The sequence below is a fragment of the Nocardiopsis sp. FIRDI 009 genome, from assembly GCF_003386285.1.
In the GTDB taxonomy this organism is placed as follows: domain Bacteria; phylum Actinomycetota; class Actinomycetes; order Streptosporangiales; family Streptosporangiaceae; genus Nocardiopsis.
On sequence record NZ_QPNC01000004.1, the window covers coordinates 24478 to 47864 of the forward strand.

Here is a 23387-nt window from a genome sequence, read left to right on the forward strand (position 1 = left end):
CCATGGGATCCCGAACGACGGTGGCCATCGACCCCGCGGGCACCGACATCCACGGTGAGGCCGAACGGATCCGCGCGCTCGGACCGGTCTCGGAGATCGAGCTTCCCGGAGGTGTCCGGGCCTGGTCGGTGACGGGCTACGAGGCGGCGAGGCGGGTCCTGGCCGACCCCCGGTTCTCCAAGGACCCGCGCAAGCACTGGACGGCGTTCGCGGAGGGCACCCTCGACCCCGACTTCCCCCTGATCGGGTGGGCCCTGATGGAGAACCTGACAACGACCCACGGGGAGGACCACGCCCGGCTCCGCCGCCTGGTGACCGGTTCCTTCACCGCCAGGCGGATCACCTCCCTCCGCCCGCGTATCGCCGAGGTGACCGCGCGGCTGCTCGACGGCCTGGAAGCCACCGGGAAGAACGGCCCGGTGGATCTGAGAGCGGGCTTCGCCGAGCCGCTGCCGCTCCACGTCATCTGCGAACTGCTCGGTGTGCCGGAGCGGATGCGCACCGACCTGTTCCGCGGCGGGGAGGCCAACGTGGACACCACGAACACCTCCTACGAGACCGTGACCAGCATGGAGCGGGTCCACGAGATCGCCGGCGACCTGATCGCGGCCAAGCGGGAGGATCCCGAGGACGACCTGGTCAGCGCGCTGATCCGGGCGCGCGACGAGGACGGTTCACGGCTCAGCGGAACCGAGTTGATGGGCACGGTCCTGTTGCTGGTCTCCACCGGCACGGAACCCGTCAAGAACCTGCTCACCAACGCGACCGCGGAGCTCCTGACCCATGCCGAGCACCGCGCGGCCGTGATGGAGGGCCGCCTGACCTGGGAGAGCGTCATCGAGGAGACCCTGCGCGTCCAGGCCCCGGTCGCCCATCTGCCGTTCCGCTTCGCGGTCGAGGACGTCGAGGTGGCCGGTGTGACCGTTCCCCGCGGCGAGCCCGTCCTCGTCCACTACGCGGCCGTGGGCCGGGACCCGTCGGTACACGGACAAAGCGCCGACGTGTTCGACCCCGGCCGGGCGGACAAGCGCCACCTGTCCTTCGGGCACGGCGTCTACCGCTGTGTGGGCATGCCCCTGGCCCGGTTGGAGGCGGAGATCGCCCTCACCATGCTGTTCCAGCGCTTTCCCGAGATGCGGCTGGCCGTGCCTCCGGCCGACCTGAAGCGGCAGAGCACGTTCATCATGAACGGTTTGGCCGCGCTGCCGATTCGGACACGGTAGAACACACCCGACCGCAAAACGGACAATAAGGGACAAGTGAGACATAAGTAAATACCAAAGATTCGGATGACACGACAGAATACCTTTGATAACATGCGCTCGCATCTTTTCATGACGAAATTTTGAATCGTCCTTCGCGCAAAATAAGAGCGAACTCCCAACATCCCCCCTGAGAAGGGCCCATGAAAGATTCAGCGCAACCCGAATCCGCCCCGCGAGCAGGACTCCGAGAATGGTTCGGCCTCGTGGTCCTGGTACTGCCGACACTCCTCGTTTCCCTGGACATCGGTGTCCTGTTCCTGGCGTTGCCCCACCTGAGCGCCGACCTGGGGGCCAGTAGCACCCAGCAGCTGTGGATCACGGACATGTACGGCTTCATGCTGTCCGGTTTCCTGATCACCATGGGCTCGCTGGGCGACCGGATCGGGCGTCGGCGCCTCCTGCTGATCGGCGCGGCGTGCTTCGGCGCCGCCTCGGTCGCCGCCGCCTACTCGCCCACCCCCGAGACGATGATCGTCGCCCGCGGCCTGCTCGGCGTCGCCGGAGCGGCGATGATGCCGTCCACCCTGTCCCTGATCACGACCCTCTTCCAGAACGACCGCCAGCGGGGCCTGGCCATCGGCATCTGGGTGAGCAGCATGATGTCCGGCGCGGCCCTGGGACCGGTCGTCGGCGGTGTCCTCCTCCAGCTGTTCTGGTGGGGGTCGGCCTTCCTCCTCGGCGTTCCCGTCATGGTCCTGCTGCTCGTCTCCGGCCCCCTGGTCCTCCCCGAGTTCCGCAACCCCGGCGCCAGTCGGATCGACCTGCCGAGCGCGGTGCTCTCCCTCGCCGCGGTCCTGCCCGTGGTCTTCGCCGTCAAGGAGGTCGCGGTCCACGGCCTCGACACGGCGACCCTCTCCGGGGCGGCGCTGTTGGTCGGCCTGGTCTTCGCGGTCGTGTTCGTACGGCGGCAGCTGCGCCTGGACGATCCGCTCCTGGACCTGCGCCTGTTCGCCGAACGCCGCTTCAGCGGCGCACTGCTGGCCATGCTCTTCACCGCTGTCTCCCTGGCCGGAACGTTCCTGCTGGTCAGCCAGTACGTACAGTCCGTGGAAGGGTTCTCCCCCGGCCAGGCCGGGTTGTGGCTGGCCCCGGCCGGACTCTCGATCGCCGTGGGCTCCCTGACGGCGCCGATGCTCACCAGGAGGATGAGCCCCGGTGCCGTGATCGCCGGAGGGCTGGTGCTCGGGACGGCCGGCTTCCTCATGATCAGCCAGGCCCCCGTCACGGGCGGAGCGCTCCTGGTCGTCGCGGGCATCTCGGTGGCGCACCTGGGCGCCGGGCCCGTGGTGGCCCTGGGCGCGAACCTGGTGGTGAGTTCGGCGCCCCAGGAGAAGGCGGGGTCCGCGGCGTCCATGTCGGAGACCGCCAACCACTTCGGTTCCACCCTCGGGCTCGCCCTGATCGGCACCCTGAGCGCCGTCGTCTACCGGCGGGCGATGGCCGACGCCTTCCCCGAGGGCGCACCGGGCAACGCGGGCGAGACGCTGCCGGGGGCCGCGGAGGCCTCCGCGGAGCTCGGCGGAGGCGCCGGGGAGGCGCTGCTCTCCTCCGCGCAGTCCGCCTTCACCTCGGGGCTGAACGCCGCCGGGGTGGTCGGAGCCGTGATCTTCGTGTGCCTGGCCGCCCTCGCCATGCTCGTCCTGCGCACGCCCCGTGGCGACGCGGCCGCGGAGGCGGCCCCCGGCGACGACGTGCGGGACCCTGCCGGGGACAGCTCCGGCTGATCCGGCCGACAAGCCGCCGAAAAGGCCCCGTGGTCGTTTCATATCTGATTCGGCCACGGGGTTTCCTGTTGCAAAAAAATAAGAGCAACGACGAACAAGCCGACCAGAAGAATGGACTTAGGATCGGCGCAGCAAAACTCCTGGGGAGGAATTTTCATGAAGGCTGCGGTCGTACCAAGCCCGGGGAAGGAATGGGAGATCACCGAGGTCCCCCGCCCGTCCCCCGGACCGTGCGAGGTCCTCGTACGAGTCCACGCATGCGGTCTGTGCCACAACGACGTCCTGATCGGCCGGGGAGCGTTTCCCTTTCTCGGGGACGGGCCGATCATCACCGGGCACGAGGCCGTGGGCGAGATCGTGGAGGTGGGAGCGGGCGTGACGACCCGCGGTGTCGGCGACAGGGTCGGGGTTCCGTGGGTCCAGGCGTCCTGCGGACGCTGCGAGCACTGCTCCCGCGACACCTCCCTCACCGGGTTGACCGCCATGGCCTGTGCGGCGCCCCGGGCCACCGGGGTCACCGTCCAGGGGGGACACGCCGAGTACATCGTCGCCGCGGCCGACGGGACCGCGCTCCTTCCCGAGAGCCTCTCCTACACCGCCGCGGCACCGATCCTGTGCGCGGGCTACACGGCCTGGAGCGCGCTCGTCGATGCCCGACCCCAACCGCTCGACCGGGTGGCCGTCGTCGGCATCGGCGGGATCGGGCACCTGGCGCTCCAGTACGCGCGGACCTGCGGCTTCGAGACGATCGCGGTCACCCGGTCCCCGGACAAGGCCGAGCTCGCGTCCGTGCTGGGGGCTGACGAGGTCGTCTCCGACGGAGCCGGGCTGCGCGCCGTCGGCGGCGCGGACGTCATCGTGGCCGCCACCCCGGACCACCGGCAGTCGTCGGACGCGCTCCAGGGCCTCAACGCCAGGGGGCGGTTCGTCCTGGTGGGCATCGACCCCGAGGGCACCTTCACCCTCGGAGCCCGCAGCCCCCTCTGGGCACGGGGGCAGCAGATCATCGGCAGCACCCAGGCGGGCCCCGAGCGGCTGGCCGAGGCCCTGGACATGGCCGCGTCGGGCCGGGTGAGCGCCATGGTCGAGACCTTCTCCAAGGAGAGGGTCGCCGAGGCCGTCAACCGCATGGTCGAGGGCCGGACACGCTTCCGCGCCGTCATCACCTACTGACCGGAGGAAACCCCATGACGTCGGAGGTCCCATCGGGCACGGACACCTCACGCACGCGTGTGGAGGTCTGGCTCAACGAGTACCCGCTCCCCGACCACAGTGACGGGATACGGGAGGCGGCCCGCAGGTTCGAGCACGAGCACCCCGACATCCGGGTGGACATCTCCACCCACGATTTCCGCTCCCACCCCTCGGCCGTACGCGAGTCGGTCGCCCGCGGAGCGCGGCCGGCCGTCGTCCAGTACTTCTACTCCGCCGCGCAGGAGGCGAGGGACGCCGTCCTCGACGACGGAACACCCCTGTTCACTCCGATCGACAAGGCCGTCGGAGGTCGGAGCGAGATCCTGGGCGTGCCCGTCGTCCACGACGACCTCATCCCGGCCGTGCGCGACTACTACAGCTACGACGGCTCGTTCACGGCGATGCCGCTGCTCACCTCCACCACGCTGCTGTACGCCAACACCTCCCTCCTGCGCGCCGCGGGCGTGTCCGACCTGCCCAGGACCTGGGCGGAGCTGGAGGAGGCGTGCCGCAGGGTCACCGCCGCCCCGGGCGGCCCCCCGCACGGGGTGACCTGGCCCAACCACGGGTGGATCATCCAGCAGTTCGTCGCCCTGCAGGGCGCCCTCCTGGCGGACGGGGCCAACGGCAGGCACGGCCGGGCCAGGACGGTGGACCTGACCTCGGAGGCGATGCTGGCCTACGTCGACTGGTGCCGGCGCCTGCACTCGGACGGCCTGTACCTGTACACCGGGAACTGGGGGGACGGGCCGGGGTTCGCCAGCTGGCGGGACAACTTCGCGGTGTTCGCCGAACAGCGGACGGCCTTCGTGCTGAGCTCCTCCGTGGACGCCGAGCAGATGGTCGGGACCGGTCGGGAACAGGGTTTCTCCGTGGCCCTGGCCCCCCTGCCGTACAACGGCGACCGGCCGCGCGCGGGGACCATGGTCGGCGGCGACTCGCTCTGGCTGTGTTCGGGGCTCGACCCTCGGGTCGAGGACGCCGCCCTGGCGTTCCTCCAGTACCTCCTGTCCCCCGAGAACATCGCCGCGCGGCACCGCCGGGTGCGCTCCGTCCCGGTGACGCGCTCCTCGGTCGAACTGCTCGAACGCGAGGGCTGGTTCGCCCAACACCCGCACGAGCGCGTGGCCGCCGACGCGCTCTCCGCCTCCTCCGGGGCGCCCGAGACGCTCGGCGCGGTCCTCAGCGGCTTCGACGAGATCCAGGACGAGATGACCCGGGCGGTGCACGACATCCTCACCGACGGCACGGAGCCGAGGGAACGGCTCCTGCTCGCCTCGCAACGGGCCGGGGACGTGCTCAGCCGGGGCGAGGCACACCCGCACGACCCGCGATCCTCGGAGGGCCGAGATGACACCTGACACCGCACACGACCTCTTCTCCCTCAGGGCCCGTGAGGCCCCCGACTCCGTCGCGGTGGTCTCGGGCGGTCGGCGTACGAGCTACCGGGAGCTGGCGCAGGACTCCGACCGGCTGGCGCTGCGCCTGCGGGCCGCGGGGGTGCGACCGGGGGATCCGGTGGCACTCCTCATGGAGAGGTCCACCGCGCTGTTCACCGCCGTGCTGGCCGTCCTCAAGGCGGGCGCCTGCTACCTCCCGCTGCACGACGCCCACCCCGACCCACGGCTGGAGCGGATCCTCGAACGGGCGGGCCGTCCCCTGGTCCTGGCCGACCGCGCCTCGGTGTCGGCCCGCCCGGAGCTGACCCGCGGGGCCCTCGTCGTGGACGACGGCGGGACCGCCCGGGCGCCAGGCACCGCCGACACGGCCGCCGCGCCAACCGCGGAGGTCTCCCCCGACTCCCCCGCCTACGTCATGTTCACCTCCGGATCGTCGGGGGAGCCGAAGGGCGTGTGCGTCAGCCACTCCAACGTGCTCGACTTCGTGCGCGACCCCTGCTGGGACACCGGACACCACCTGCGCGTCCTCATGGTGGCGCCGCACGCCTTCAGCGTCTCCACCTACGAGGTACTGGTACCGCTGCTGCGGGGCGGCACCGTCGTGGTGGCACCGCCGGGGCCCGTCGGGGTCACCGACCTGCGCCGGTTGCTCCGCGAGCACGAGATCACCGGGCTGCACCTCACGGCCGGACTGTTCCGGGTCGTGGCCGAGGAGGACCCCGACTGCCTGGCACCGGTCCGCGAGGTCCTGACCGGCGGTGACGTGGTCTCCGCTGACGCGGTCAGGCGTGTCATGACCGCCTGTCCCGACGTGGTGGTCCGCACGACCTACGGTGCCACGGAGACGACGCTGTTCACCGTCAGCGCGCCCGTCCCCGAACCGCCAGACCCCGGAACCCGGCTGCCCGTGGGGCGCCCGATGGCCGGCGTCGACGCGCGCATCCTCGACGAGGAGGGCCGACCGGTCCCGAAGGGGGTGACGGGTGAACTCCACCTGAGCGGCCCGCGCCTGTCGCTCGGCTACCTCGGCCGCCCGGACCTGACCGACGAGCGGTTCACGCGGGCGCCCGACGGCTCCGGCCGGCGCACGTTCAGGACCGGGGACCTGGCCCGGTGGACCGACGACGGCATGATCCAGTACGTGGGCCGGATGGACCAGCAGGTGAAGATCCGCGGCTTCCGCGTCGAGCCGGGCGAGGTCGAGGCGATCCTGTCCGGGATGCCCGAGGTCGCGCACGCCACCGTCGTGCCGAGGGAGTTCCGCCCCGGGGACACGCGGCTGGCCGCCTACGTCGTTCCCGCGGCCGGGCGCGTGGTGGACCTGGACGAGGCGCGTGCCCTGCTCAGGAGTCTGCTGCCCGACTACATGGTCCCCGCGGGGTTCGCGGTGATGTCGGCGCTGCCGCTGACCCCCAACGGGAAGGTGGACCGCGCCGCGCTGCCCCCCGTCACCGCCGACCGGGGCGGCGGCAGGGAGACTCCGCGCACGGCCACGGAGAAGACGGTGTGCGCCCTGTTCGCCGATGTGATCGGCGCGCGGGACGTCGGACCCGACGACGACTTCTTCCAGCTCGGCGGTCAGTCCCTCCTGGCCGTGCGCCTCCTGAACCGGCTGGAGGCGGAGACCGGCGTGGCGTTGGGTGTCAACGTCCTGCTGGACTCCCCCACCGTCAGCGCGTTGGCCGCCGAGGTGGACCGGCGTGTGACGGGGGTCCGGCAGTGAGCGGGGCGGAGGGGCAGCCCCTGCGGCTGCTGGACGCCGAGGGCGTCTACCGGGACCACCCCGACCTGCGGGCCGACTTCGACGAGGCGCAGATCCGGGGCCTGTACCGGGACATGGCGATGGTCCGGCGCCTGGACACCGAGTGCCTGGCCCTGGCCAGGCAGGGGGAGCTCGCGGTGTGGACCCCCCTGAGCGGCCAGGAGGCGGCCCAGGTCGGATCCGCCCGTTCCCTGCTCCCCGGGGACATGGCGTTCCCCACCTACCGCGACCACGGCGTCGCCTGGTGCCGCGGGGTGCCTCCGGCGGCGCTGCTGGCGCACTTCAGGGGCGTCGCTCACTCGGGGTGGGATCCGCGGGAGTACCGGCTGCACCCCTACTCCGTCGTCGTGGGCGGCCACGCCCTGCACGCCGTCGGGTACGCCATGGGTGCGGCGGCCCAGGGAACGGCCGACGCGGCGATCGCGTACCTGGGCGACGGCGCCATGAGCCAGGGCGAGGTCAACGAGGCCTTCGTCTGGGCGGCCGCCCGGCGCGCCCCCGTGGTCTTCGTGTGCCAGAACAACCAGTGGGCCATCTCCGAACCGGTGGAGCGGCAGTCCGCCGTGCCGCTCGCGGAACGGGCGCGGGGGTTCGGTTTCCCCGGAGTCCGGGTGGACGGCAACGACGTGCTGGCGTGCCGGGCGGTGGTCCGCGACGCCTTGGCTCGGGCCCGGTCCGGGCACGGCCCGACGTTGGTGGAGGCCGTCACCTACCGCATGGGGCCGCACACCTCGTCCGACGACCCGCGGCGCTACCGGACGGCCGAGGAGGAGCGGGTCTGGCTCCGGCGCGACCCCCTGGCGCGGCTGAGGACGCACCTGTCGCGGACCGACACGGATCCGGAGAAGTTCCTGGCCTCCGTCGACGAGGACTGCGACGCCCTGGCCCGGGAGCTGCGACACGCCTGCCGGACCCTGCCCGACCCCCGGCCCGGGGAGATCTGGGAGCACGTCTACGCGCAGACGCACCCGCTCGTCGCGGAGGAGCGGGGCTGGTACGCCGACTACCTGGACTCGTTCGAGGAGACCCCATGACGACGACGACCGAGCCCTCGACGGGGACGACGATGTCCCTGTCGCGGGCGCTCAACACCGGCCTGCGCGCGGCCCTGGCGGACGACCCCGCCGTCCTGGTCATGGGCGAGGACGTGGGCACCCTCGGCGGGGTCTTCCGGGTGACCGACGGCCTGGCCGCCGAGTTCGGCTCGGACCGTGTCATGGACACGCCGCTGGGGGAGGCGGGGATCGTCGGCACGGCCGTCGGGATGGCCCTGCGTGGACTGCGGCCGGTCTGCGAGATCCAGTTCGACGGCTTCGTCTTCCCCGCGTTCAACCAGATCACCACCCAGCTCGCCCACCTGTCCTCGCGTACCCGGGGGGCCGCACACCTCCCCCTGGTCATCCGGATCCCCTTCGGGGGCGGCATCGGCGCGGCCGAGCACCACGGCGAGTCCCCCGAGGCCTACTTCACCCACACCCCCGGCCTGCGGGTCGTGGCCTGCTCCACACCGGCGGACGCGCACACGATGATCCGCCAAGCCGTGGCCTGCCCGGATCCGGTCGTGTTCTTCGAGCCCAAACAGCTGTACTGGGAGCGGGGCCCCGTCGACACGGACCTGGGCTCCGCGCCGGCCATGGACCGCGCCGTCGTCGTGCGCGAGGGCTCTGACGCCACCCTCCTGGCCTACGGGCCGACCGTACGCACCTGCCTGGACGCGGCCGAGGCCGACGAGGAGCGTTCCCTGGAGGTGATCGACCTGCGCTCGCTCAACCCCCTGGACACGGCGACGGTGGCCGCGTCGGTGGCCAGGACCGGCGGGTGCGTGGTGGTGCACGAGGCCCCGGTCTTCGGGGGGTACGGTGCGGAGGTCGCCGCGAGGGTCACCGAGCACTGCTTCGACGCGCTGCGCACTCCGGTCCGGCGGGTGGGCGGATTCTGCGCCCCCTACCCGCCCTCCCGTCTGGAACACCACTACCTGCCCGACCTGGACCGCGTCCTGGACGCGGTCGACCGGACCTGGTGAGGCGTATGGGACGACGTTACTTCCGCCTGCCCGACGTGGGTGAGGGGCTCACCGAGGCGGAGATCCTCCGGTGGCTGGTCGCCTCCGGGGACAGGGTGGACGTGAACCAGCCGGTGGTCGAGGTCGAGACCGCCAAGTCCGCCGTGGAACTGCCCTGCCCCTTCACCGGAGTCGTCACCGAACTCCTGGTGGAGGAGGGGACCGTCGCCGCGGTGGGCACCGCGCTGATCTCCGTCGAGGTCGGGGACGGCCCGGACGACGACGGTGGCGCCGAGGCGCCGATGCTGGTGGGGCACGGCGCCCGGCGCCACCGGCCGACGCGCAGGCGCCGCCGCAGGCCCCAGGGCGGGGGCCAGGACGCGGAGCGGGAAGGAGGCTGAGACGTGTGAGACGGGAGGGGCGGGGCGCACCGTCGGTGCGCCCCGCCCCTCCCGTCTCACACGTCGTCGGATCCGTCGCGGAGCAGGTCCCTGCCGGCCTCCCGCAGTCCGTTGAAGGAACGCAGGTCGGGAACGGTCCACCCGGTCAGGTCGTACTCTCCCATGCAGGTGTCGACGAACTCCTTGAAGGCGTCCATCTCCCCCGAGGAGACCTGCGACCGGAGGAGTTCGATCCGGGTGTTCTCGTGGCTGCCCGCGTAGTTGCGTTCGTAGAGTTCGTGGCGCCCGCCGAACTCCGTCCCCGTGGCGTCCCACAGCAGCTTCATGACCTTGGTGCGCTCCTCGGCCCCCGCCCCGCCCGTCCCGCGGACGTACCTGTCGAGGTAGGGCCGCACCTCGGGGGACAGCAGGTCCTCCACCCCGGAGCTGACGTACACGAGGGCGCTGGCGACGTCCTGTCGGACGATCTCCACCACGCGGGGGTAGCCGACCTGCATGAACCACCGGTAGGCCATGACGTAGCGCCGGTTGGGCAGCAGCGCGCCGTCACGCCACTCGACGGGGTTGCGGGCCGCCGCGTCGGACAGGCCCCAGAAGAGGTCCTTCCAGGCGAGCACCTCGCCCAGGCGGCTCTGGACTCCCCGGTACTCGTGCGTGCCGGTCATCTCCAGCGCCCTGGCGAGGAGGCCGGCGATGAACTCCAGCTTCACCGCCAGGCGGGTGCAGCCGTGGAAGGTGAACCTCTCCGTGAACCCCGAGTGCTCGGCGAACATCTGGACCTTGCCGACGTTGCCGTAGACGAACACGTTCTCCCAGGGGACGAGCACCTTGTCGAGCACCAGGATCGTGTCGTTCTCGTCCAGGCGCGAGGACAGGGGGTGGTCGAACGGACTGCCGGTGACGGCCGACGCAGCGGTGTAGGAGGGACGGCACAGCAGTTTCACCCCCGGGGCGTCCATGGGAATGGTCGCCACCAGCGCGAACTCCCGGCGCCTGATCGGCAGTCCGTAGTGGGCGACGAAGTTGTAGTGCGCGAGGGCCGACCCCGTGGCCACCACCTTGGCGCCGCTGACGACCACACCCGCGTCCGTCTCCCGTTCGACGCGGACGAACACGTCCGAGACCTCGTCGGGGGAGCGGTTCCGGTCGACCGGCGGGTGGATGATGGCGTGGTTCCAGTACAGGACCCTCTCCTGGGACTCCCTGTACCACCGGCGCGCGTTCTCCTCGAAGGGCGCGTAGTAGTCGGCGTTGACTCCGAGGGTGCCGAGGAAGGACGCCTTGTAGTCGGGGCTGCGTCCCATCCACCCGTAGCTCAGCCGCGACCACGCCGCGATGGCCCGCTGGTCGGCGACGAGGTCGTCCACGGAGCGGGACGCGGTGAAGAACTTGTGGGTGAACCCGCCCGAACCCGTGTCGGTGGGCGCGACGAGATCACCGTTGGTCTCGGGGTCGTGCAGGGCGTCGTACAACCGGGCGGTCATCCGCACGGGGTTGTGGAAGGCCGGGTGGACGGTGACGTCCTTCACACGCTCGCCGTGGAGGTAGACCTCGCGGTCGTCCCTCAGGCTGTCGACGTACTCCCGGCCTGTCATCGGTCGGTTCATACGGGAACGCTCCACTTCTCACGCGGGGACCGTCCGGGGCGGACGCCGCCCCGGACGGGCCCCTCCGCTCCGGACGGGTCAGGACGAGAACTGGCCGGGCTTCCGGCCGGGCCCGGCCGGGCCCCGGTAGGCCTGGGCGATGTCGAGCCAGTGGTCGGCGTCGGCTCCGACCGCGGAGACGTCGAGGTCGTCGCGGTGGCGGCGGCGGGTGACGAGCAGGCAGAAGTCGGCGGCGTCCCCGGTGATCCGCTGCTCGGCCTCGGCGGGGCCGAACTCCCACTTGTCGCCCGAGGGCGAGGTGAGCTCGAAGCGGAACTCGGTGTCCGGCGGGGTGAGCCCCCGGGACTGGTAGCCGAACTCCCAGACCATCACGGCGAACCCGACCACGTTGCCGATCCGGTCGGTGCGCTCGGGGACGACGCCCAGCGTGTCGGCGATGTCCTGGCCGTGGGCGAGGACCTCCATCATGCCCGCGCAGGCCAGGACGCCCGGGGGGATGGGACGCACGAGCCAGGGCACAGGCTGGTCGGCGGGGGCCGCCGCGAGCGCCTCCACCGCGAAGTCGCGGTCGGCGCGCCAGCGGGCGAGCAGCTTCCCGGGGTCGTCCAGGGGGTAGGTCCGCAGGACCGCGTTCACCGCCCCGTCGAAATCCTTGCCGGCCTCGGCCGTCATGGCGGCGAAGGCGTCGGCGTCGAAGGCCGCGGTCCCGGCCAGCCGGAAGACGAAGGAGAGGTGGGCGACCTGGTGGGCCACGGTCCACCCCGGGGCCGGGGTCTCGCGCGCCCAGTCGGCCGGGTCCAGGTCGGCCACCAGGGCGTCGATCTGGGCCGCCTCCGCGGCCAGGTCGTCGATGACGGCGGGCAGTTCGGTGATGACGTTGGGCAGGTTGTTCACGTCTGGTTCCCTTGCTTGGGTTCGGTGGGGGGTACGGATGCGAGGGTGCGGGCGGTGGTGTGGCGGGCCGCAGCCATCGCGGCCCAGGAGACGGCCCTGACCAGGTCGGCGTCGTCGAGTCCGACGCGGCGGCACTCGGCGACGGTGTCGTCGCCGACCTGGAAGGAGGCGCGCGCGGTGAGCAGGACCAGCCGCCCCAGGGCCCGGTCGGACGCGGGCAGCGCGGCGACGGGCTCCTCCGCCCAGGCGCGGCTGACCCCTGCGGGGGCGGTGCCGTGCTCGCGGAGGTGCTGGTGAACCAGGTCCCGGACGGAGCCCGGGAGGACCCGGGCCCCGGCCTCGTCGACGGCGGCGGCCACCCCGGCCAGGACGCGCTGGATCCGCGGTTCCCCTGCGGCCCAGCGCAGGTCCGGGGGGACGGGCGCGTTCCGGGCGGTCCGGGGCAGCAGTTCCAACGACGTGTCGGGGGCCGGCGGCGGGCCCGTTCGGGCGGCGATCACCGCTCCCGTGGCGCTCCGCAGCCGCCCCCGTACCGGCCCGGGCGCGAAGCCGGGCAGGGGCGAGTCGGGCAGGAAGACGTTGACCAGCCGGTTGATGTGGTGGAAGGTGAATTCGACCGCGCCCAGTTCGGCTCCCTCGGCGGGGGTGACCGGTCTGAGCGACCGCGGGTCGGGGGTGTCGGCGCCGTTCCCGGTCCCGTCGAGGGAGCCGAGGGTCGCGCCGTGCACCTCCACGCAGTAGGGGCAGGTGTTGGCCCGGGACACGGCCGTGGCGACGGCCTCCCGCTCGTCCCGTGTGGTCCGCCCCGGCACGAGGAGCGACTCGCGCAGCGCCGTCCAGGTCGCCGCGGCGCACTCCGGGGCGGGCGAGAGCATGGCCACGGGCGGGGCGAGGACGCCGAAGTCCCGCTCCACCCGGCGGTGGAGGTCGGCGGCCCGGCCGCGCGCCCGCCCCGGTGGGTCGGGACGGATGTGGCGCACCTCGTTCAGCGACCGGCGTACGGCCGCCCGCAGGATGGAACGGAGCACGGGGCCTCCTCCCGTGTCGGAGTGTCCGGTCAGGCCGAGGACCGGTCGGCCAGGTGGAGGACGCCCCCGCGCCCCGACGTGGCGCCGTCGGGAGCGGGAGCGCCGTAGGTGACGTCGACGCCGCGCGCTCGGGCAGCCTCGACGATGCCGGGCACGGAGCGCTCGGCGAGGGCGGCGATGGTCATCGCCGGGTTGACGGTGAGGGCTCCGGGCACCGAGGAGCCGTCGGTGACGAAGATCCCGGGGTGGCCTCTCAGCTCGTGCCGGTCGTCCAGGGCCGAGGTGTGCGGGTCGTCGCCGATCCGGCACGAGGCCAGCGGGTGCACGGTGTAGGCCCCGACCAGGTCGTTGGTCCAGGGGGCGACGCTCGCGATCCCGTCCTTCTCCAGGATCTCCTTGACCTCTGCGTCGGCGCTCGTCCAGCCGTGCCAGGTGTTGGCCGTGGGCCGGTAGGTGAGCGGACCGCGGCCCAGCATCTGCTGGGACAGGCGCACGGCGTTGCCCGTGGGCGGGGGCGCGCCGAAGACGCCCTCGTTGTCGTCCTCGCTCATGGTGAAGATGATCAGCCAGGACTTCCAGCGGCGGAGCATCTCCTTCTTGTCGGCGCCGAACCACGACGGTGTCGGGGCGCCGGGGGTCTGGGCGAGGATGGTGCCCAGGGCCGGGGGGAAGTAGAGCTGTTCGAGCGAGTAGCGGGAGTACTCCGGCAGCGCCGGGTCGAGGCGGTCCCAGTTGGCCACGCAGGGGCCCTTGCCGACCTGGAACGCCTCGTAGGCGCGTTCGTCGTCGCGGGACAGGCCGAGGACGTCGCGGACCCGGTCCTCGTTGATGACGGCGGTGTTGAGCCGCTCTCCGTTTCCGGAGAAGTAGCGGCCCACCGCGTGCGGCATGGTGCCCAGGCGCTCCTCGGAGCGCTTGAGGATGACGGGTGTGGCTCCGGCCCCGGCCGCGAGCACGACGATCCTGGCGTCGATGGCGCCCGAGTCGGTGGTGACCCGGTAGTCGCTGTCGTCGATGACGTTGTAGTGGACCCGGTATCCGCCGTCGTCGAGCCGTTCCAGCCGCTGGACCTCGTGCAACGGCCGGATCCGCGCCCCGTGTGCGACGGCGGCGGGCAGGTAGTTGAACACCAGGGACTTCTTGGCCTCGAACCGGCAGCCCGCCATCATCCAGTTGCAGTTGACGCAGGCGTCCTTGTCGATGGCGACGGGGACCGGGTTGGCCGTGCGCCCGGAGTGGTCGCAGGCCGCGCCCCAGAGCCCGCCCGCGTAGCTGACGTCGGACCAGTCCTGGGTACGCACCCCCAGTGCCTCGGCGACGCGGTCGTACCAGGGGTCGAGGGTGTCGCGGCTGATCGAGGAGGGCCACATGCGCCGCCCGATCGAGCCCCGCCGCTCGAAGACGAACCGGGGCGCCCGGGGCAGCGCGGCGAAGTACACCATGCTCCCGCCGCCCACGCAGTTGCCGCCGAGCACGCTCATCCCGTCGCCCACGGTGAAGTCGAAGGCGCGGGTGTACGAGGAGCCGAGGAGGAAGTCGTGTTCGAGCTCCTCGGTCTCCAGCCAGGGACCGCGTTCGAGGACGGTGACGCGCGCACCGCCCGCCGCGAGGTGGTAGGCGGTGATGGCGCCGCCGAATCCGCTGCCGACGACGAGGACGTCGGTCTTCTCCGTGGCCGTCATGCGGGGCTCCCCGAGGGTGTCGTGTCCGGGTGGAGGCGGGCCAGGGGCCTGCCGTAGGAGTACTCCTTGAAGCGCAGCAGCCCGTCAGGGTCGGGGGCGGCGAAACCCATCGCCGTCAGCCCGGGGTGCCCGGCCGCGATGGCGGCGGGCGTGCTCATGTGGGCCGCGCTGTCGAAGGCCATGTTGCAGAAGAGCGCGAGCATCACCCAGAACTCCTTCTCCGGGTGGCCGGGCGAGGTCAGCGCTCGGACGAGGGCGGTGCGGTCCTCGAAGGAGAGCCGGACGAAGGACGGGAGCCGCCCGCCCGTGGGCAGGCCGTGCTCGCGCGCGTACCGTTCGGCGTGCCCGTTGAGGAGTTCGACGAACTCCGCGAGCCCGGACGTCAGGCCCGTCGCGGGGGTTCGCAGCAGCTCCAGCGCTCCGGCCTCGACCGAACCGGCGTCGTGCGAGTGCCCCGCGACGCTCACGTCGTCCGGTCCGCGCTTCGCGCCCGGGAGGATGGTGTCGGCGAACGCCTCCAGAGTCAGTGTCTCGTCACTTTCCGTGTCGGGGGTTCCCCTCGGCATGGTCGTCTCCTGTCGTGGTGGGGCGCGTCGTGTGTCCGGTGTCCTAGACCTCGTGGACGTGCATCGGGAGGCCGCCGCGTACGCGCAGCGAGAGCATGGCCTCAGGGAACGCCCGGTGGCCCGGTGGGAGGGTGAGGCGCAGGTCGCGCGCGATGACCGCGAGCACGAAGACGGCCTCCATCATCCCCAGGTTGCTGCCCACGCAGACCCGCGGTCCGGCACCGAAGGGGATATAGGCGTAGCGGTGCCGGTCGTCGCGGCGGTCCGGGGCGAAGCGTTCGGGGTCGAACCGCTCGGGGTCGCTCCAGGAGTCGGCGCGACGGTGCAGGGTGTAGGGGCAGATCAGGACGTCCGATCCGGCGGGCACGTGGTAGCCGCCCACCTCGTCGTCGGCCAGCGCCACGCGCGGCAGGATCCACACCGCCGGGTACAGGCGCATGGTCTCCTGGACGACCATCGTGGTGAAGGTCAACCTGTGGAGGTCCTCGTGGGTCGGCGCGCGGTCCCCGAGGACGCGCACCGCCTCCTCCCTGAGCCGCTCCGCGGTACCGGGATTGCGGTCCACGAGGTAAAACGCCCAGCTCAGGGTGCTGGCCGTGGTCTCATGACCGGCCAGCAGCAGCGTGACCAGTTCGTCGCGCACACGGCGGGAACGGAGCCGCGGGTCGGTCTCCGAGGCGGCGTCGGCCAGTACGCGCGAGAGCGCGTCGTCCGCGTCCCCGTCGGCGGTGTGCTCCCGGACCAGCCGTCGCACGATCCGTTCGAGTTCCGCGCGGGCGCGCCGGAACCGCGTCTGGGTGCGGAAGGGCAGCCACACCGGGAGGGAGTTCAGCGTGACCATGTCGAACATGGCCTGGTCCTGGACGGCCTCGAAGGCGGCGCCGATGGTGTCGAAGGCGTGCAGGTCGGTGTCCAGGAGGGTCCGGCCCAGGACGCCCAGGGTCAGGGAGGTGGCCTCCTCCACCAGGTCCACGGTGCCCCGTCCGGCCCGTGCCCTCAGCCGGTCGGCGAGGGCGACGGCCTCCTTGGCCACCGCGTCCGCCTGGGCGGCGATCCTGCGCTGCTGGAACACCGGGCGGATGGTCCGGCGCTGGGCGCGCCACAACCCGTCCTCGCTGGTCAGCAGACCGTCACCGAGGGCCCGCTTGGCGTGGACCTGGCCGATTCCCTTGTGGTAGTTGCCGTGGTTCTCGGCCAGCACGTGTTTGGCGTGGTCGGGATGGTTGAAGAGGTAGAGGGTCTTGGGCCCGGCGGCCATGCGCACGGCGTCACCGTGGCGTTCGACCGCTGTGGACATCATGGCGAGCCGGTCGGTGAGGAGGTCGCGCAGCATTCCGGGGATCGCCGAGGGCGGGGTCCGCGGCGGGTGGCGCCGGTCCGTCCGGGTCACGAGCTCGCACCTCCTCCGTCCCGGAGTGCGAACTCGTCGACCAGGCGGGCCCGCCACTCCTCGTAGTGGGGACGCGCGGGATCCTCGGGGCCGGACGCCTCGGGACGCAGGTCCCGGGAGAGTCGGGCGGCCTTCTCCGCGTCCATGCCGCACAGGACCCGGGCCGCCGTCTCCGTGTGGGGGACGACCAGGTCCGCGCGCACCCTGGCCTCGGCGGCGAAGGAGCCGCCCTGCGCGAGGTGGTGGACGTGTTCTCCCGCGTGTTCGCGAAGCCGGTGCAGCTCGTCCGTGTCGGCGCCGCCCGCGTAGGTGGCGGCCAGCCCCACCCCGGCATAGAGGTCGGCCCGACGCCGCCAGGGGAACGATCCGACCAGGTCGGCGACCCGGTCGACATCCGTCCCGCCCACGAACCACAGGGCCCGGCCGATCCCCTGGTCCGCGGCCCGGAGCCCGTAGGCCCCGTCACCGGTGTACTTGGCCGCGCGACCGTCCACCGCCCGCCGATGCACGTGTTCGTCGGTGTGGAAGTAGGCCTGGTGGAAGCCGTAGCCGTCGTGGACGAGCCAGCGGAGCAGGGGGTCGAGGTGGCCCGTGTCCGGCCACAGCGGCCTGGGAAGACGGGCCATGGCCCACCCGATGCCGACGTAGGCCATGTAGATGTGGGGCGCGCCGGGTCCCTCCAGGAAGCGCCGGATCCGCCCGCCCCGCAACGACATCGCGTCGACCAGGGCGAGCCCCATCGCCGCGCCCTCGTAGGCGAAACCCTTGTAGCGGGCCGGGAGCGGGGCGAGGCGTTCGTCGGTCCGTTCCGCCGACCCCGTCTCCAAAGCGTCGCCGAGGCCGGTCAGAAAAGATTTTCCCACCGTTTCCAGAACATCACGGCCAGCGGGACCCTTGTCGTGGAAACCACGTTTCTCCAACGTGGTCTCAGTCGTTTTCGGCGTGATGATCCGGCGCCTGAGCACACCGATCACACTGGCCATTTCGTCCTCCCGCCACATGCGACGGACACGGTCGATTTCTTTTTTCCATGCTGCCGACACCGGTCGGCGCGGGGCTACTCCGCGATTGCGGCGCCCCGGATGTACGTCAGCTGAAATGTTCGCGAATTCCGGATCGCCACACCTCGTAGGCGGGCACACCGCCGTACTCCCCGGGTTCCACCGCGTGGTCGTCGGCCAGCGCGGCCGCCGCGGCCGCACTCAGTCCGGTGAGCGCGCGGACCACGGACTCGGTGTGGTCGGGAACGCACCCCGAGTACACCCGTGCCTTGGCCGCGAACACCGCGCCCTGCGCGACGTGGGGCGCCTCCGGACCGGCCGCGCGGAGCAGCTCTGCCAGCGGGGCGGGCTCGGCGCCGCCCGCGAAGGCGGCGGCGAGTCCCACCCCGCTCCACAGGTCGGGGCGGCGCCGTCGTGGGAAGGCGCGCACGGCGTCGGCGACCGCCGCGCACCGCGCGCCGTGGACGAACCACAGCGCGCGGCCGACCCCCTGGTCGAAGGCTCGGGGGAAGTAGTCGGGTGCGCCGAGCCACGGATACGTGTGGGGCGCGTCCTGGCGGTCCACCCAGCGCCGTGTGTCGAAGTAGGCGAGGTCGAACCCGTAACCGTCCACGGCCAACCAGCTCATGGTGGGGTGGTAGGGGTTGTCCGTGAGTTCGGGGAGGACCCCGCGCCACAGGCGCCGGGGCAACCGGGCCATGGCGAACCCGATCCCGATGTAGGCGAGGAAGGTGTGCGGTCTGGCCGGACCGTCCATGAGGTCGCGGGTGCGGTCGGAGCGGCCGGCGGGGAGGGCGTCGCGCACGGTGAAGGCCATGACCGTGCCCTCGTAGGCGAACCCGCGCAGCGCGGCGTCCACCGTCTCCAGGCGGTGTTCGGCCTCCCCCAGGTGTCGTGCCTCCATTCCCCACTCGAAACCGCAGACCACGGCTTCGGGGATCCGCTCCAGGTTCCGTGCCGCGGGCGCGTCGCGACCGGGAAAGCCCCGACGCGCGAATCCGACCTCGGCCAGGGGAGGTGCGAGCAGTGCGCGCGCCACCGCGCGCGGGATCCGCCCCACCACGGTTCAGGCCACCGTCGGCTGGAGGCTCAGGTCCGCGGTCCGCTGGGAGTCCGCGCCGGCAGCCGAGACGTCGGCGAGTGTCACGGCCATCGGTGTGACCGTCTCCTCGGTCGGCCGCGCCGACAGGGACACGTACGTGTTGAGCCCGGCGGCGATCGTGACCTGTCTACGGGTGTTGGCCGTCAGGACCCGACCGGCCGCCGCGCCGGCGCCGTGCGGCATGGCCACGGCGATGACGTGGTAGGAGCCGCTCGGCACACCGGTCACCTCGAACTCGGTCCGCCCGTGGGCGGTGAAGGCTTCGAAGGCCACCGGAGCCCTCTGGGGTGCCGCGTCGTGGAACAGCCCCACCACGGCGTCCGCGCCGCACACCTGGGAGGGGATCTCCAGGGTGCCGCGCAGGGTGTTGGTCGCCCCTGAGGCGCGGGACCGACCGCGGTTGGCCTCGATCATGTCCCCGAGGTCCGGCATGCGGGCGAAGTCGTCGGAGGCGGCGACCGTCAGTCTGGCGACGGCGGGGGACCGGTACTGGGTCGGGGACATGCCGACCGCCCGGGTGAACCTGCTGGTGAAGGTGCCCACGCTGTTGTATCCGACGCTGCACACGATGTCGGAGACGGTCAGGTCCGTGGTCAGGAGCATGCGTTTGGCCGCGAACAGGCGGACCGCCGTCAGGTAGCGGCCGGGGGTGAGGCCGATGGTGCGCGAGAAGATCCTTGAGAAGTGGTAGGGGCTGACGAAGACCTCAGCAGCAACCTCGCTGAGGGTGATGGGCTCGTAATAGCGGCTACGGATGAACGCGACAGCTTGACGGACGGAACTCTCCACTGCTCTCTCCCAACTCGGGATCAGCCTTCGGACATCGGCGAACGGAAGCCCTCACAGCACGGTGGGAACGGCCGGGCCGAACACGGGTATCGGCGATCAATACTCAGGCCCGCTGAAGCCGGAATCCGGATGTCGGCGAAAGCGAACTCGGACTGGACGGTGAACCCACGAAAACCTCACTCACGCCAGGAGACGGTGGGACCACGGTTCGTGGCATCCCAATAATCGGGCGGACACAACATCCTTTCCGTATCGCCACCATGCCCTCACCCTTCGGAACAGGCACCGCCCCATCGTCACACCACCGCCGCCGCACCTCATCTCCAAAATTGCGACGCACACACTGAAACCACACAAAAGTACCCCTGAACAGGGCTCCAACGAACGAAAGAATCAGGCACACAAAGTCACGCAGCATCCACGATCCGTGAAACTCCCAGGGTGGGGACAGATCTCTATCAGAAAGCACCTAAGCCACACCAGCGGACTTGACCCAACTCCAGTCGAGGAAGATTAAACCGCCAGAGAAACGGGAAAGATCATTTCTCCCCCGACCATCGATAGTTTGATTATTGGTTTCTTGGTCAGATATCGACCAGAGCGGGAAAGGGACCGCCAAGCGGCGCCGGGGGCCCCGCCGACCGGCGGGGGTCGTCCCACTCCGGGATGCCCCGGTCTCCGGCTCCCGGCGGACCCGGTGCCCGGATGCGGCGGCGTCGCCCGGGGCCGCCGCGAGGAAGGCTGAGCACGAGTAGAGGGGCCGGGGCCGGGGATCCGATAGTGATTCCATGAGTCCACGTAAAGCAGACCCGCGGCTACGTACCTCACTGATCGACACGGCCGCCCGGCTCCTCTCCTCGGAGGGTCCCCAGGCCCTGTCCACCCGCAGGATCGCCCGCGAGTCCGGCAGCTCCACCATGACCGTCTACACCCACTTCTCGGGCATCGGCGGACTGGTGCACGCGATGGTCCGCGAGGGCTTCGCCCGCCTGGAGGAGAGCCTGGCCCGGGTCCGTCCCACCGACGACCCCGTCCGCGACCTCGCCCTCCTGGGCCGGTCCTTCGTCGACAACGCGTCCAGGAACCGGCACCTGTACCCGGTCATGTTCGGCGGCTGCTCGATCGCGGGCTTCAGCCTGTCGGAGGAGGACCGGCAGCACGGCCGGTACACGCTCCGCCACGTGACCACGTGCGTGGAGCGCTGTGTCGGGTCCGGGCGGTTCGACCCCGCTGACCCGGAGCTGGTCGCGCACCGGCTCTGGATCGCCATGCACGGGCTCACCGCCCTGCACCTCGGCTCCTACCTCATCCCGCCCTACGACGCCGAACGCTGTTTCGAGGACCAACTCGTCTCCCTGATGGTGGGGTGCGGCGACGACCCGACGTCCGCTCGGACGTCGGTCGCCGCGTCCGCCGGCCTCCTCCCGCCTCCGTGCGACGCCTAGAGCGGCACGTTGCCGTGCTTGCGCCTGGGCTGCTCCCTCCTCTTGTCCCGCAGCACGGCCAGCCCCCGCAGGACCGCCAGCCGGGTGTCGGCGGGATCGATCACGTCGTCGACGAACCCCTCCTCCGGGGCCCGGTAGGGGTGCATCAGCCGCCGCCGGTAGTCGGCCACCAGCCGCGCCCGGAGCGCCTCCGGGTCGGCCGACGACCGCAGCTCCCTGCGGTGGACGACGTTCACCGCGCCCTCCGCCCCCATCACCGCGATCTCGTTGCCGGGCCAGGCCAGCGACAGGTCCGTACCGATGGAGCGCGAGTCCATCACGATGTAGGCGCCCCCGTAGGCCTTGCGCACGATCACCTGGACGCGCGGCACCGTCGCCTCGCAGTAGGCGTAGAGCAGCTTCGCCCCGTGCCTGATCACCCCCGAGTGCTCCTGGTCGGTCCCCGGCAGGAAGCCCGGGACGTCCACCAGCGTCACGAGGGGGATGTTGAAGGCGTCGCAGAAGCGGACGAAGCGCGCGGCCTTCTGCGCGGCGTCGCTGTCGAGGACCCCGGCCAGGACCATCGGCTGGTTGCCCACGACCCCGACCACGGCGCCGTCCATCCGCGCCAGGGCGCACAGCACGTTGGGCGCCCACCCCTCGTGGACCTCGAAGAGGTCGCCCTCGTCCACGAGTTCGGCGATGACCTCGCGCATGTCGTAGGGCCGGTTCGGCTCCGCCGGGACGATCTCGGCCAGCCGGGGCCGCCGCTCCCCCTCCGGGTCCCCCGGTCGGGGTTCCTCGGGCGGGGAGGAGAGGTTGTTGTCCGGCAACAGGGAGACGAGGTGGCGCACGTCCGCCAGGCACTCCTCCTCGTCGTCGTGGACGACGGTCGCCACCCCGGTGCGCAGCCCGTGGACGTCCGCGCCGCCCAGCTCCTCGGGCCCCACCCGCTCACCGCTCACCGCGGCGATCACGTCCGGGCCGGTCAGGAACATCCGGGCCGTGCCGCGGACCATGAAGGTGAAGTCGGCCAGGGCGGGCGAGTAGGCTGCGCCGCCCGCGCAGGGGCCCAGGATCACACTGATCTGGGGGATGATCCCCGAGGCGGCCACGTGCCGCCGGAAGATCCCCCCGTACCCGTCCAGCGAGGCCACGCCCTCCTGGATACGGGCCCCGCCGCTGTCGTTGAGGCCGATGAGCGGCGCGCCGTTGTCCAGGGCCAGGTCCATCACCCGGTGGATCTTCCTGGCGTGCTCGGCGCCGAGTGATCCGCCCAGGATCGTGAAGTCCTGGGCGTAGACGAACACACGCCGCCCGTCGATGGTCCCCGCCCCCGTGACGACGCCGTCGGTGTACGGCCGTCTGCCCTCCGTGGCGGGCCCCTCGTCGCGGCGGCGGCGGAACACCCCCAGTTCAACGAAGGACCCCTCGTCCAGGAGCAGGTCCAGCCGCTCCCGCGCCGTGCGTTTGCCCAGGGCGTGCTGGCGTTCGACGCCGGTCGGGTCGCCCGCCTCCGTCAGCCCGCGCAGGGTGTCGCGTTCGGAGCGCAACTCCGCCATGGTGCGCGCCGGGGCCGCGCCCGGCCGCGCGGGCCGGGACACGTCCACGGGTCTGAGGTCGGCCTCGGAGGTGCTCATCGCGACCCCACCCGGCCGTTCACCTCACCGGTCCGCGGCCCGGACCCCAGCCCCTGGAAGGCGCCGCCGTGGAAGAGCAGAGCCGACCGGTCCGCCCCGACCTCCGTGTGCAGGACACGGCCGACGAACACCGAGTGGTCGCCCGCCTCGACCTCCTCCGTCACCCGGCACTCCATCCATCCCAGGGCGTCGGCGATCAGGGGCGCCCTCGTGCTCGGCCCGGGGAACCACTCCACCGAGGCGAACTGCTCCAGACCCTCCGGCCGGCCGCGGCTCGCGAAGTACCGGGCCGTGTCCTCCTGCTCGGCGCACAGCACCGACACCGCGAAGTGCCCCTGCGCGACGACCGCCTTGTGCAGCCGGGCGGTCCCGGAGACACAGCACAGGACCAGGGGAGGGTCGAGGGAGACCGAACAGAAGGCGTTGGCCGTCATGCCGTGGGGGGTGTCTCCGCCGACCGTGATCACCGTGACCCCGGTCGCGAACGTGGACATCACCCGGCGCAGGTCCACCACG

General features: G+C 71.8%; 20 protein-coding genes. 9 read left to right on the top strand and 11 right to left on the bottom strand.

The window, feature by feature from the left end; genetic code table 11:
• Nucleotides 1-2 precede the first annotated feature (2 nt).
• The 8 genes from DVR05_RS02455 to DVR05_RS02490 all read left to right on the top strand — a co-directional run bounded on the left by DVR05_RS02455 (nt 3) and on the right by DVR05_RS02490 (nt 9748).
• Nucleotides 3-1223, top strand: coding sequence for a cytochrome P450 (locus DVR05_RS02455; RefSeq protein WP_116244154.1), 1221 nt, complete (start codon nt 3-5; stop codon nt 1221-1223).
• A gap of 245 nt (nt 1224-1468) precedes the next feature.
• Complete coding sequence (locus DVR05_RS02460; protein ID WP_232831943.1) at nt 1469-2989, top strand: MFS transporter; 1521 nt, start codon at nt 1469-1471, stop codon at nt 2987-2989.
• A 156-nt stretch (nt 2990-3145) separates the two neighbouring features.
• On the top strand, nt 3146-4162 hold the full coding sequence (locus DVR05_RS02465; RefSeq protein ID WP_116244156.1) for an alcohol dehydrogenase catalytic domain-containing protein: 1017 nt from the start codon (nt 3146-3148) through the stop codon (nt 4160-4162).
• Nucleotides 4163-4176: 14 nt separating this feature from the next.
• Entirely contained in the window at nt 4177-5544 is a 1368-nt protein-coding gene (locus tag DVR05_RS02470; RefSeq protein ID WP_116244157.1) for an ABC transporter substrate-binding protein, read from the top strand.
• Complete coding sequence (locus DVR05_RS02475) at nt 5534-7306, top strand: non-ribosomal peptide synthetase (protein WP_116244158.1); 1773 nt, start codon at nt 5534-5536, stop codon at nt 7304-7306. Before DVR05_RS02470 ends, DVR05_RS02475 begins: the two co-directional genes overlap by 11 nt.
• Nucleotides 7303-8379, top strand: coding sequence for a pyruvate dehydrogenase (acetyl-transferring) E1 component subunit alpha (gene pdhA, locus DVR05_RS02480; protein ID WP_116244159.1), 1077 nt, complete (start codon nt 7303-7305; stop codon nt 8377-8379). The genes DVR05_RS02475 and pdhA overlap by 4 nt, the downstream gene beginning before the upstream one ends.
• The gene (locus DVR05_RS02485) at nt 8376-9368 is read left to right on the top strand and encodes an alpha-ketoacid dehydrogenase subunit beta (protein WP_116244160.1); all 993 of its coding nucleotides are present in this window, start codon (nt 8376-8378) and stop codon (nt 9366-9368) included. Before pdhA ends, DVR05_RS02485 begins: the two co-directional genes overlap by 4 nt.
• 5 nt (nt 9369-9373) lie before the next feature.
• Nucleotides 9374-9748 carry a biotin/lipoyl-containing protein gene (locus tag DVR05_RS02490; protein WP_116244161.1) on the top strand — a complete coding sequence of 125 codons (375 nt, stop codon included), beginning with the start codon at nt 9374-9376 and terminating at the stop codon, nt 9746-9748.
• 56 nt (nt 9749-9804) lie between these two features.
• Here the strand turns inward: DVR05_RS02490 and DVR05_RS02495 are convergent, their stop codons facing one another.
• The 9 genes from DVR05_RS02495 to DVR05_RS02535 form a co-directional block, all read right to left on the bottom strand.
• Nucleotides 9805-11343 carry a 4-hydroxyphenylacetate 3-hydroxylase family protein gene (locus DVR05_RS02495; RefSeq protein WP_116244186.1) on the bottom strand — a complete coding sequence of 513 codons (1539 nt, stop codon included), beginning with the start codon at nt 11341-11343 and terminating at the stop codon, nt 9805-9807.
• Nucleotides 11344-11433: 90 nt separating this feature from the next.
• Nucleotides 11434-12249, bottom strand: a complete 816-nt coding sequence (locus tag DVR05_RS02500; protein WP_232831944.1) for a TIGR03084 family metal-binding protein — start codon at nt 12247-12249, stop codon at nt 11434-11436.
• A complete protein-coding gene (locus DVR05_RS02505; RefSeq protein WP_116244162.1) occupies nt 12246-13277 on the bottom strand; it encodes a carboxymuconolactone decarboxylase family protein in 1032 nt (343 codons plus the stop codon). The genes DVR05_RS02500 and DVR05_RS02505 overlap by 4 nt, the downstream gene beginning before the upstream one ends.
• Nucleotides 13278-13306: 29 nt before the next feature.
• On the bottom strand, nt 13307-14959 hold the full coding sequence (locus DVR05_RS02510; RefSeq protein WP_116244163.1) for an FAD-dependent oxidoreductase: 1653 nt from the start codon (nt 14957-14959) through the stop codon (nt 13307-13309).
• Nucleotides 14956-15525, bottom strand: a complete 570-nt coding sequence (locus DVR05_RS02515; RefSeq protein WP_116244164.1) for a DUF5987 family protein — start codon at nt 15523-15525, stop codon at nt 14956-14958. The genes DVR05_RS02510 and DVR05_RS02515 overlap by 4 nt, the downstream gene beginning before the upstream one ends.
• Nucleotides 15526-15568: 43 nt before the next feature.
• The gene (locus DVR05_RS02520; protein WP_198659008.1) at nt 15569-16915 is read right to left on the bottom strand and encodes a cytochrome P450; all 1347 of its coding nucleotides are present in this window, start codon (nt 16913-16915) and stop codon (nt 15569-15571) included.
• A complete protein-coding gene (locus DVR05_RS02525; protein WP_369974487.1) occupies nt 16912-17916 on the bottom strand; it encodes a DUF1702 family protein in 1005 nt (334 codons plus the stop codon). Before DVR05_RS02525 ends, DVR05_RS02520 begins: the two co-directional genes overlap by 4 nt.
• An 88-nt stretch (nt 17917-18004) precedes the next feature.
• The gene (locus tag DVR05_RS02530) at nt 18005-18979 is read right to left on the bottom strand and encodes a DUF1702 family protein (RefSeq protein WP_116244166.1); all 975 of its coding nucleotides are present in this window, start codon (nt 18977-18979) and stop codon (nt 18005-18007) included.
• A gap of 3 nt (nt 18980-18982) precedes the next feature.
• The gene (locus tag DVR05_RS02535; protein WP_198659009.1) at nt 18983-19807 is read right to left on the bottom strand and encodes a helix-turn-helix transcriptional regulator; all 825 of its coding nucleotides are present in this window, start codon (nt 19805-19807) and stop codon (nt 18983-18985) included.
• A gap of 788 nt (nt 19808-20595) precedes the next feature.
• On the opposite strand from DVR05_RS02535, the gene DVR05_RS02540 reads away from it, so the two are divergent.
• Complete coding sequence (locus tag DVR05_RS02540) at nt 20596-21252, top strand: TetR/AcrR family transcriptional regulator (RefSeq protein ID WP_116244167.1); 657 nt, start codon at nt 20596-20598, stop codon at nt 21250-21252.
• Here DVR05_RS02540 and DVR05_RS02545 read toward each other — a convergent pair.
• Together DVR05_RS02545 and DVR05_RS02550 are read right to left on the bottom strand one after the other, a co-directional pair.
• A complete protein-coding gene (locus tag DVR05_RS02545; RefSeq protein ID WP_198659010.1) occupies nt 21249-22871 on the bottom strand; it encodes an acyl-CoA carboxylase subunit beta in 1623 nt (540 codons plus the stop codon). The two genes, DVR05_RS02540 and DVR05_RS02545, sit on opposite strands and share 4 nt — an antisense overlap.
• Nucleotides 22868-23386, bottom strand: coding sequence for a flavin reductase family protein (locus DVR05_RS02550; protein WP_198659011.1), 519 nt, complete (start codon nt 23384-23386; stop codon nt 22868-22870). Before DVR05_RS02550 ends, DVR05_RS02545 begins: the two co-directional genes overlap by 4 nt.
• Nucleotide 23387 lies beyond the last annotated feature (1 nt).

What these genes read in the sequence shown, in the direction of transcription:
- DVR05_RS02455 (WP_116244154.1), top strand. Translation starts at nt 3, where the DNA reads ATGGGATCCCGAACGACGGTGGCCATCGACCCCGCGGGCACCGACATC.
- DVR05_RS02465 (WP_116244156.1), top strand. Translation starts at nt 3,146, where the DNA reads ATGAAGGCTGCGGTCGTACCAAGCCCGGGGAAGGAATGGGAGATCACC.
- DVR05_RS02470 (WP_116244157.1), top strand. Translation starts at nt 4,177, where the DNA reads ATGACGTCGGAGGTCCCATCGGGCACGGACACCTCACGCACGCGTGTG.
- DVR05_RS02475 (WP_116244158.1), top strand. Translation starts at nt 5,534, where the DNA reads ATGACACCTGACACCGCACACGACCTCTTCTCCCTCAGGGCCCGTGAG.
- DVR05_RS02485 (WP_116244160.1), top strand. Translation starts at nt 8,376, where the DNA reads ATGACGACGACGACCGAGCCCTCGACGGGGACGACGATGTCCCTGTCG.
- DVR05_RS02490 (WP_116244161.1), top strand. Translation starts at nt 9,374, where the DNA reads ATGGGACGACGTTACTTCCGCCTGCCCGACGTGGGTGAGGGGCTCACC.
- DVR05_RS02495 (WP_116244186.1), bottom strand. Translation starts at nt 11,343, where the DNA reads ATGACAGGCCGGGAGTACGTCGACAGCCTGAGGGACGACCGCGAGGTC.
- DVR05_RS02510 (WP_116244163.1), bottom strand. Translation starts at nt 14,959, where the DNA reads ATGACGGCCACGGAGAAGACCGACGTCCTCGTCGTCGGCAGCGGATTC.
- DVR05_RS02515 (WP_116244164.1), bottom strand. Translation starts at nt 15,525, where the DNA reads ATGCCGAGGGGAACCCCCGACACGGAAAGTGACGAGACACTGACTCTG.
- DVR05_RS02525 (WP_369974487.1), bottom strand. Translation starts at nt 17,916, where the DNA reads ATGTGGCGGGAGGACGAAATGGCCAGTGTGATCGGTGTGCTCAGGCGC.
- DVR05_RS02540 (WP_116244167.1), top strand. Translation starts at nt 20,596, where the DNA reads ATGAGTCCACGTAAAGCAGACCCGCGGCTACGTACCTCACTGATCGAC.
- DVR05_RS02545 (WP_198659010.1), bottom strand. Translation starts at nt 22,871, where the DNA reads ATGAGCACCTCCGAGGCCGACCTCAGACCCGTGGACGTGTCCCGGCCC.